Source organism: Acidisphaera rubrifaciens HS-AP3 (genome assembly GCF_000964365.1).
GTDB classification, from domain to species: domain Bacteria; phylum Pseudomonadota; class Alphaproteobacteria; order Acetobacterales; family Acetobacteraceae; genus Acidisphaera; species Acidisphaera rubrifaciens.
The window spans coordinates 1-7,750 of sequence record NZ_BANB01000242.1 but is presented as its reverse complement, the minus strand read 5'-3'; the positions used below and the strand labels follow the sequence as shown (position 1 = coordinate 7,750).

Annotated in this window: 9 protein-coding genes and 1 pseudogene; 5 read left to right on the top strand and 5 right to left on the bottom strand. The window is 70.7% G+C overall.

The window, feature by feature from the left end:
* Together B8460_RS23335 and B8460_RS08435 are read right to left on the bottom strand one after the other, a co-directional pair.
* Positions 1–134, bottom strand: a pseudogene (locus tag B8460_RS23335) (NADH-ubiquinone oxidoreductase); the annotation flags it as partial.
* A gap of 3 nt (positions 135–137) precedes the next feature.
* Positions 138–1,829: a dihydroxy-acid dehydratase gene (locus B8460_RS08435; protein WP_048861147.1), complete on the bottom strand. Its 1,692-nt coding sequence runs from the start codon at positions 1,827–1,829 to the stop codon at positions 138–140.
* 167 nt (positions 1,830–1,996) lie between these two features.
* Here B8460_RS08435 and rplM point away from each other — a divergent pair, with 167 nt between their 5' ends.
* The 5 genes from rplM (at position 1,997) to B8460_RS08410 (ending at position 5,398) form a co-directional block, all read left to right on the top strand.
* Positions 1,997–2,461 (top strand): 50S ribosomal protein L13, encoded by a 465-nt coding sequence (gene rplM, locus B8460_RS08430; protein ID WP_048861146.1) that lies wholly within the window; start codon positions 1,997–1,999, stop codon positions 2,459–2,461.
* 2 nt (positions 2,462–2,463) lie between these two features.
* Positions 2,464–2,964 carry a 30S ribosomal protein S9 gene (gene rpsI / locus B8460_RS08425; RefSeq protein ID WP_084623366.1) on the top strand — a complete coding sequence of 167 codons (501 nt, stop codon included), beginning with the start codon at positions 2,464–2,466 and terminating at the stop codon, positions 2,962–2,964.
* 396 nt (positions 2,965–3,360) lie between these two features.
* Positions 3,361–4,251 (top strand): hypothetical protein, encoded by an 891-nt coding sequence (locus B8460_RS08420; RefSeq protein WP_048861145.1) that lies wholly within the window; start codon positions 3,361–3,363, stop codon positions 4,249–4,251.
* Positions 4,252–4,367: 116 nt separating this feature from the next.
* A complete protein-coding gene (locus B8460_RS08415) occupies positions 4,368–4,886 on the top strand; it encodes a DUF4142 domain-containing protein (RefSeq protein WP_158322768.1) in 519 nt (172 codons plus the stop codon).
* Positions 4,887–5,089: 203 nt separating this feature from the next.
* Entirely contained in the window at positions 5,090–5,398 is a 309-nt protein-coding gene (locus B8460_RS08410; RefSeq protein WP_048861143.1) for a putative quinol monooxygenase, read from the top strand.
* A gap of 32 nt (positions 5,399–5,430) precedes the next feature.
* On the opposite strand, the gene B8460_RS08405 is transcribed toward B8460_RS08410, so the two are convergent.
* From B8460_RS08405 to B8460_RS21775, 3 genes are all read right to left on the bottom strand, one after another.
* Positions 5,431–6,174, bottom strand: coding sequence for an SDR family oxidoreductase (locus B8460_RS08405; protein WP_048861142.1), 744 nt, complete (start codon positions 6,172–6,174; stop codon positions 5,431–5,433).
* Positions 6,174–7,454 (bottom strand): beta-ketoacyl-ACP synthase, encoded by a 1,281-nt coding sequence (locus tag B8460_RS08400; RefSeq protein WP_048861141.1) that lies wholly within the window; start codon positions 7,452–7,454, stop codon positions 6,174–6,176. Before B8460_RS08400 ends, B8460_RS08405 begins: the two co-directional genes overlap by 1 nt.
* Before the next feature lie 10 nt (positions 7,455–7,464).
* Positions 7,465–7,750 (bottom strand): hypothetical protein (locus B8460_RS21775; RefSeq protein WP_048861140.1); only part of this gene is annotated, 286 nt, incomplete at its 5' end.

The following is a 7,750-nucleotide window of genomic DNA, read 5'->3' as shown; positions in this document are numbered from 1 at the left end:
GTCCCCGGCCAGCGCGCCGGGTCGCGCACCACCGGGACAAACGCGACACCCGCCCCGGCCAGCGCCGCGCATACCGCCCGGCCGGACCGGCCGGACGCGCCGATGACGTGGACCGGTCCCGCTATTGCGGCCATGGCTCAGCCGCGCAGCACACCAAGGTCGCAGCCCTCGTCGGCCTGCAACACCTGCTCCGCCACGATCCGGTCCCAGCCGCGTGCCGGCAGGGCGGGGGGCGTCCAGGCGGCCCGCCGGCGCGCCAGCGTCTCGTCCGGCACCAGCAGGTCGAGCCGCCGTTCGCGCACCGACAGGCGGATGCGGTCGCCTGTCTCCACCAGCGCCAGCGGCCCGCCCGCCGCCGCCTCCGGCGTGATGTGCAGCACGATCGTGCCGAAGGCGGTGCCGGACATGCGGCAGTCGCTCATCCGCACCATGTCGCGCACCCCGGCGACGGCCAGGGCGCGCGGGATCGGCAGATACCCGGCCTCCGGCATGCCCGCGGCGCTGCGCGGCCCGGCGTTCTTCAGCACCAGGATGTCGTCGGCGGTGGCGCCGAGGTCGGGCGAATCGATCCGCTCGGCCAGGTCGGCCAGCCCGTCGAAGACGATCGCCCGCTGCGTCGTCTCGAACAGCGACGGGGTGGCCGCGCTGCGCTTGAGGATGGCCCCGCGCGGGGCGAGCGTGCCCGATAGCGCGACGAGGCCGCCCTCGGGCGACACCGGCTCGTCCCGCGCCCGGATGATCCGTCGGTCGACATAGGCGGGTGCTGCCAGCCGCGCGCCGAGCGGCACGCCGGCGAGGTCGGGCGTGCCGGGATGCAGCAGGTCGCGCAGCTCCCACAGCAGCGCCGGCATGCCGCCGGCGGCGTGGAAATCCTCCATGTAGCCGGACCCCGTCGGCTTCAGGTCCACCAGCACCGGGGTGGTGTCCGACAGCGCGTTCAGCCGGTCGAGATCGACGCGCACGCCCCGCCGCCCCGCGATCGCCGTCAGATGCACCAGCGCGTTGGTCGAGCCGCCGAGGGCGAGCAGCACCCGCAGCGCGTTCTCCACCGACTCGGGCGTGATCAGGTCCGACGGCCGCACCGGGGCGGCGGCGGTCGCCAGCCGCATGGCCATGCGCCCCGCTTCCTCGGCGGCGCGCAGCCGGGCGGCGTGGACGGCGGGGATGCTGGCGTGGCCCGCCGGCATGAAGCCCAGCGTCTCGACCAGGCAGGCCATGGTGCTCGCCGTGCCCATCACGCCGCAGGAGCCGGCGGTGGTGGCCAGCTGCCCCTCGACCTCGGCGATACGCGCCGCGTCGATCGTGCCGGCGCGATAGGCGGCCCAGTAGCGCCGGCAGTCGGTGCAGGCGGACAGCCGCTCGCCCTGGAACGGGGTCGCCAGCATCGGCCCGGTGACGAGCTGCACGCAGGGGATGTCGGCCGAGGCCGCGGCCATCAGCTGCGCCGGCACCGTCTTGTCGCAGCCACCGACCAGGATCGCCGCGTCCATCGGCTGCGCCGTCAGCATCGCCTCGGTATCGAGGGCGGCGAGGTTGCGGTAGTGCATGGAGGTCGGGAACAGCGACGGCTCGCAGAGCGAGACGGTGGGGAAGGGCAGCGGCAGCCCGCCCGCCGCCAGCACCCCCCGGCTCGCCGCCGCGATCAGCTCCGGCACCGTGCGGTGGCAGTTGTTGTAGCCCGAGCCGGTATCGACGATGCCGATCACCGGCCGGTCGAGCATCTCGTCAGAATAGCCCATTGACTTGGCGAAGGACCGGCGCAGGTAGCGCGCGAAGTCGCGGTCGCCGTAATTGGCCAGCCGGCGGCCCAATCCTCTCTCCGTCGCCATGGTCCGCCCCGCTCCGTTCTGCCCGGCGATCCTACCGGGCGGGGGCGCCGCCGTCGCGTGGTAACTTCATACCACAGTGCCTGCGACTTGACCTTTCGGGCGTTTCTGCCGATAAGCCGCCGCGATTTCGCATGCGCCCGCTCCCGGCGCCGAGAGGATGACAACCGATGAAGACCACGCTCTCGCTGAAGCCGGCGGAGGTGAAGAAGGACTGGGTGCTGATCGACGCGGAGGGCCTCGTGCTCGGCCGGCTCGCGGTCCTGGTCGCCAACCGCCTGCGCGGCAAGCACAAGCCGCAGTTCACCCCGCATGTTGATTGCGGCGACCACGTGGTGGTCATCAACGCCCGCAAGGTGCGCCTGACCGGCAAGAAGGCCGAGCAATCGGTGTTCTACTACCACACCGGCTATCCGGGCGGGATCAAAGGCCGCACGGTCGCCCAGCGCCTCGCCGGCAGCCGGCCGGAACAGGTGGTGGAGAAGGCGGTGGAGCGGATGATCACCCGCGGCCCGCTGCAGCGGCGGCAGATGAAGCACCTGCATGTCTATGCCGACGCGGCGCATCCGCATGACGGCCAGCAGCCGCGCCCGCTCGACGTCGCCGCGCTGAACCGCAAGAACACGAGGATCTGACCATGTCGGGAACCCAGAGCCGCACCGGCACCCTGGCCGATCTGAAGGACATGGCGCTGGCCAACCCGGCCGCCGACCCGAGCGAGCCCGCGCGGCGTGAGCCGAAGCGCGACGCGCAGGGGCGCAGCTACGCCACCGGCCGGCGCAAGGACGCGGTCGCCCGCGTGTGGGTCAAGGCCGGCCGCGGCGAGATCATGATCAACGGCAAGAGTGCGGCGCAGTATTTCGCCCGCCCGGTGCTGCGGATGCTGATCACCCAGCCGTTCCTGGTCGCGAACCGCTACAACGAGTTCGACGTGTACTGCACGGTCACCGGCGGCGGCCTGTCGGGGCAGGCGGGCGCGGTCCGCCACGGCATCAGCCGGGCGCTGACCTATTACGACCCGGAGCTGCGGACGATCCTCAAGGCGGCCGGCTTCCTGACGCGCGATCCCCGCGTCGTCGAGCGCAAGAAGTACGGCAAGGCGAAGGCCCGCCGCAGCTTCCAGTTCAGCAAGCGCTGACGCAACCCGCCGGGCGACCGGCGGCGATACCGGGGCCGGCGATGCTGCATTGCAGCGCGCCGGCCCTTTTTTATTGTCCGGCACTCACGAGTGCTGTGGATTTCACGCAACAGTCGCGCGACCGATATGCACCAACCGCGCGTAGGTCCTAGCAAACATGACGTTCCTGCGTCAGTGTTTTGCCAACGCTCGCTAACGAGTGAAATGAAACGCGCCGCGGCGCCTCATGGCTGGGCGAGCGGCAGAAGGGGAGGCGGGTTGGTCGCGGCGGGGGCCGCGCAGCCGGTCACGATCGGTCAGATGCACTGACGCATCACCGGCGGGGCCACTTAATCTGGGTCGTTGCAGCAGTCGGTCACCGCCAATGAGACGCGGCTGGCCAGGAGGATGACAAGAATGGATGCTATCGGGGGCGTTTCTTTCAAGCACGCGCGACGCTGGGCGCTGTATGGCGCGGCGGCAATGGCGCTCTGCCTTGGGGCAACGCGGCATGCTGCCGCCCAATCGATCGAACCAGGTGACCTTATTCCGGCTCCGGCCGGCACCAACGTCATCCTGGGCTACTACATCTATGACCACTTCGACTCGGTGAACGTCGCCAGCAAGCACCCGGGCAGCGGCACCTACAACGCCAGCTTCAACCTGAACCTGTTCATCGAGCGCTACGTCCACTTCTTCAACATCGGTGACACGCCGGCCGGCTATCAGATCTTCGACGTCAACGGCTTCCAGAGCGGCACCATTGCCGGCGCCAACGCCGACGCGGGCGGCCAGAACCAGCTCGCCCTGTCGGTGTTCGCATGGCCGGGCGCGAACTCGGCGACCAAGACCTATCCGTTCGCCGGCATCTACCTGTATCCGCCGGTCAACAGCGCGGGCTTCGGCAGCCTCGGCTGGGCGGGCGACCTGCAGGTCGGCATCTCGCAGGGCTACGGCGATCACTGGAACTTCGAATTCACGGCCTACGGCACCTACACGGGTCCGACGACCTCGCCGGCCGGCAAGACGACCCAGGACATCGCCTACACCCTCGAGGGCTGGGCTGAGTACAACTGGAATCCGCAGCTCAACACCTCGATCGGCTGGACGACGGAACTCGGCGGCGTGTCGCAGCTGAACTACAACTTCACCGGCAACAAGACCGAGATCGAGCAGATCCGCGGATGGGTGGGCTACTTCGTGACCCCCGCCGCCCAGATCGGTCTCGAAGTGAACCACGACTTCGTTGCCGTTGGCGGTCTGCATGCCCCGATCGGGTTGCTTGCCCGCGCCCTGTATGTCTTCTGATCTAGCATGCCGGGGCGTTCGCGCCCCGGCATAGTCTCGTCAGCAAATCAACCAGAGGACAGGCACCAATGGCCGTCTCACGTCGCAATATTATCGCTTTCGCTCCCATGGCCGCCATGGCCGTGGTCATCGCCGGCTGCAACCGCACGCATTCAACGACGCCGCCGGGCATCCCGTCGCAGCAGGTCAACCAGGCCGATCTGGACTTCATCACCAACGCCTACAACGTGATCCATTTCGACATGGAGCTGTGCACGATGGCACAGACCCGCGCGAGGGACCCGCGCGTGAAGGCGATGGCCGACAAGATCCTGGCCAACGCGACCGCCTTCCGCGCGAAGGTCAAGCCGATCGCCGACGCCAAGGGGATCATCCCGCCCGACGTCCTGCGTAACGACCTTCGCATCCGCCTCGGCCACGCCCGCCGCACCGAAGGCGTGGACTTCGACCGCGTGTTCCTCGCCGACGAAATCGCGACTCACCAGGAAGCGATCGAGCGCGCCGAGGACGAGGATCAGGTGGCCGGCGCCGATCCGCAGCTGAAGCAGTTTGCCGCAGAGGGTCTCGACCTCCTGAAGACCAATCTCGGCCAGCTGATTGCGCTGCAGAAGAAGATCGGCATGTCGATGGAGTAACCCCGACCTGGGGTATCGTCCGCCGCCCGGACGCAAAGGGCGGCGGAGCCTCTGACTGCACCGGCCGGGCATCGTCCCGGCCTTTTCTTTTTGCGGCGTCCGTCCCGTGCGAGGGTCTGCCGCGCGTCCCGGCGCATCGACAGCGCGCCGCTTTGCCTCTGTGCTTGGCCCCGTACGTCAAAGTCCGACAGGAGAGGGACGCCATGATCCATGTCATCGCCGTGATCACCGCCAAGCCGGGCGAGCGCGACTCGGTCCTCGCCGATTTCCGCGCCAATGTTCCGCATGTCCGCGCCGAGGCCGGCTGCATCGAATACGGCGCCGCGATCGATACCGAGGGCGCCGGCCGCATACAGACCCCGTTCGGCCCCGACAGCTTCGTCGTCATCGAGAAATGGGAGAGCATGGACGCCCTGCGCGCCCATGCCGCCGCGCCGCACATGGCGGCCTATGCCGCGAAGACCAAGGACCGGCTGGTCAGCCGGGTGATCCACGTCCTCTCGCCGGTCTGAGCGATCCTGCCGGCCGGTGACCGGCCGCGCGGTCAGCCGCGGGCGATGCCGAGCGAGGCGGTCAGCCCGCCGTCCACCGGGATCACCGCTCCGGTGACATAGCCGGCGGCGGGCGAGAGGAGAAAGCCGACCACGGCGGCGATCTCCTCCGTCCGCGCGTATCGCCCGGCCGGTACCCGCGCCTCGGTCGTCGCGCGCCAGTTGGCGAAGGGCGCCATCATCTCGGTGTCCACGAATCCGGGGGCGACGTAGTTCACCGTCACGCCGCGCCGCGCCGTCTCGATCGCAAGCGTGCGGACATGCGCCAGCAGCGCCGCCTTGGCCGCCGAATAGGCGGCGTTGCCCTGGCTTGCGACCAGCCCCATCACGCTGCCGACCGCGACGATCCGGCCGGCGCGGGCGCGCGTCATCGGCCGCACGACGGCGCGGGCGAGTCGCACGAAGGCATGGTGGTTCACCTGCATCACCAGCGCCGCGCGGGCGTGGTCGAGCATCGCGGCGAGGCTGTCATGGGTCATGCCGCCCACCTGCACCAGCGCGTCCCAGCCCGGCCCGTCCTCCAGCCCGGCGGCGAAGCGTTCCACCTCCTCCGCGTCAGCGAGGTCGAGCGTCACGGCGTCGATTCGCGCGTCGGGACAGGCGGCGCGGTGCTCGTCGAGCCCGTCCGGGGCGGTGCGGTAGCTGTAGGTCACGTCCCAGCCGTCGGCGGCCAGACGCCGCACGACGGCGCCGCCGATGCCGCGCCTGCCGCCGATGACCAGGGCGCGCGGCGCCATCAGCGCGGCTCGGCGGCGATCACCAGGCAGACATTCTGGCCGCCGAAGCCGAAGCTGTTGGAAATCGCCCGAGTCACCGCCGCGTCCCGCGCCACGTTGGGCACGCAATCGACTGGCAGGGCGGGATCGGGATTGACGTAGTTGATCGTCGGCGGCAGCCGCCCCTCGCGCAGCGTCTTGACGGTGAATACCGCCTCGATCGCGCCGGCGGCGGACAAGGTGTGGCCGATCATCGACTTGTTCGAGCTGATCGGCACGTGCGGCGCGCGCTCGCCGAACACCGCGGCGACGGCGTGCCACTCCATCTTGTCGTTCTCCGGCGTGCTGGTGCCGTGGGCGTTGATGTAGCCCACCTCGTCGGCGTCCACCCCGGCATCCGCCAGCGCCCGCCGCAAGGTCGCGATCACCGGCTTGCCGTCCGGGGAGGAGCGGGTGCGATGGAAACTGTCCGCCATCTCGCCGCTGCCCTCGACCACGCCGAGGATGCGCGCCCCCCGTGCCCGCGCATGCGCGAGGCTTTCGAGCACGAGCGCGCCCGCGCCCTCGGCCATCACGAACCCGTCGCGGTCGCGGGTGAACGGCCGCGCGGCGCCCGCCGGGTCGTCGTTGCGGGTTGACAGGGCGGAGAGCAGCGAGAAGCGGATCAGCCCCTCGGGCGTCACCGAGGCATCGGTGCCGGCGCAGATCGCGGCCTCGGTCTCGCCGCGCCGGATGGCCTCCAGCCCGAGCTGGATCGCCGTCGCGCCGGACGCACAGGCGGTGGACAGCGAGACGGGCGACCCCCGTGTGCCGAACCGGTCGGCCAGATGTTCGGCGATCGAGCCGAACAGCACCCGCTCGTGCAGCGCCGTGAAGCGGCCGGAGGCTGCGGCGCGCAGCAGGTCGCCATAGGTGACCGCGGCCGGATCGTCCGGCGGCGCCGCGGCGGCGAGCGCCAGCCGCTGCGTCCAGTCCAGCTCGACCGGCGGCATGGCGAGGAACAGCGGCCCCGGGAAATGGCCCCTGCCGCCCAGCGCCGCCTCGTCGACCGCCTCGGCGATCGCGCGTGCGGCCAGTTCCTCGCACAGCGCCGGGGCGCAGTCGTGCGGGATGAAATCGACGGTGCCGGCGAACGTCGTGCGCAGGTTGTCGGTCGGGAAACGGCGCAGCGTGCGGATGCCGGAACGTCCGGCGGTCAGCGCCGCCCAGTTGTCGGCCTGTCCCTCGCCGAGCGAGGTCAGCACGCCCATGCCGGTGACGACGACGACCGGCCGGCCCTGGCTGTCGAGATGTGCGCTCACGCCGCCCTCCCTATGCCGGGGTCACGAGCGCCATGGCCTCGCCCCGCCAATGGCCCCAGAGCGTGACCAGCGCCTGCCGCAGCGGTCCCGTCATCGCGTCCTCGGCCGGATCGAGGGGGGCGAACAGCCGGCCGCGGTGCACGGCCACGGCGGCCAGCGCCACGGCCAGCGGAAAACTCGCCTCGACGGTGAAGCCGGTCTGGCTCGCGATGCCGCGCACCCGCAGGCCGAGGCCGCGCAGGAACGCCGCTTCCTCGGCCGTCGCCGCCGCGGCACCGGTGGCCGCCGACAGCACC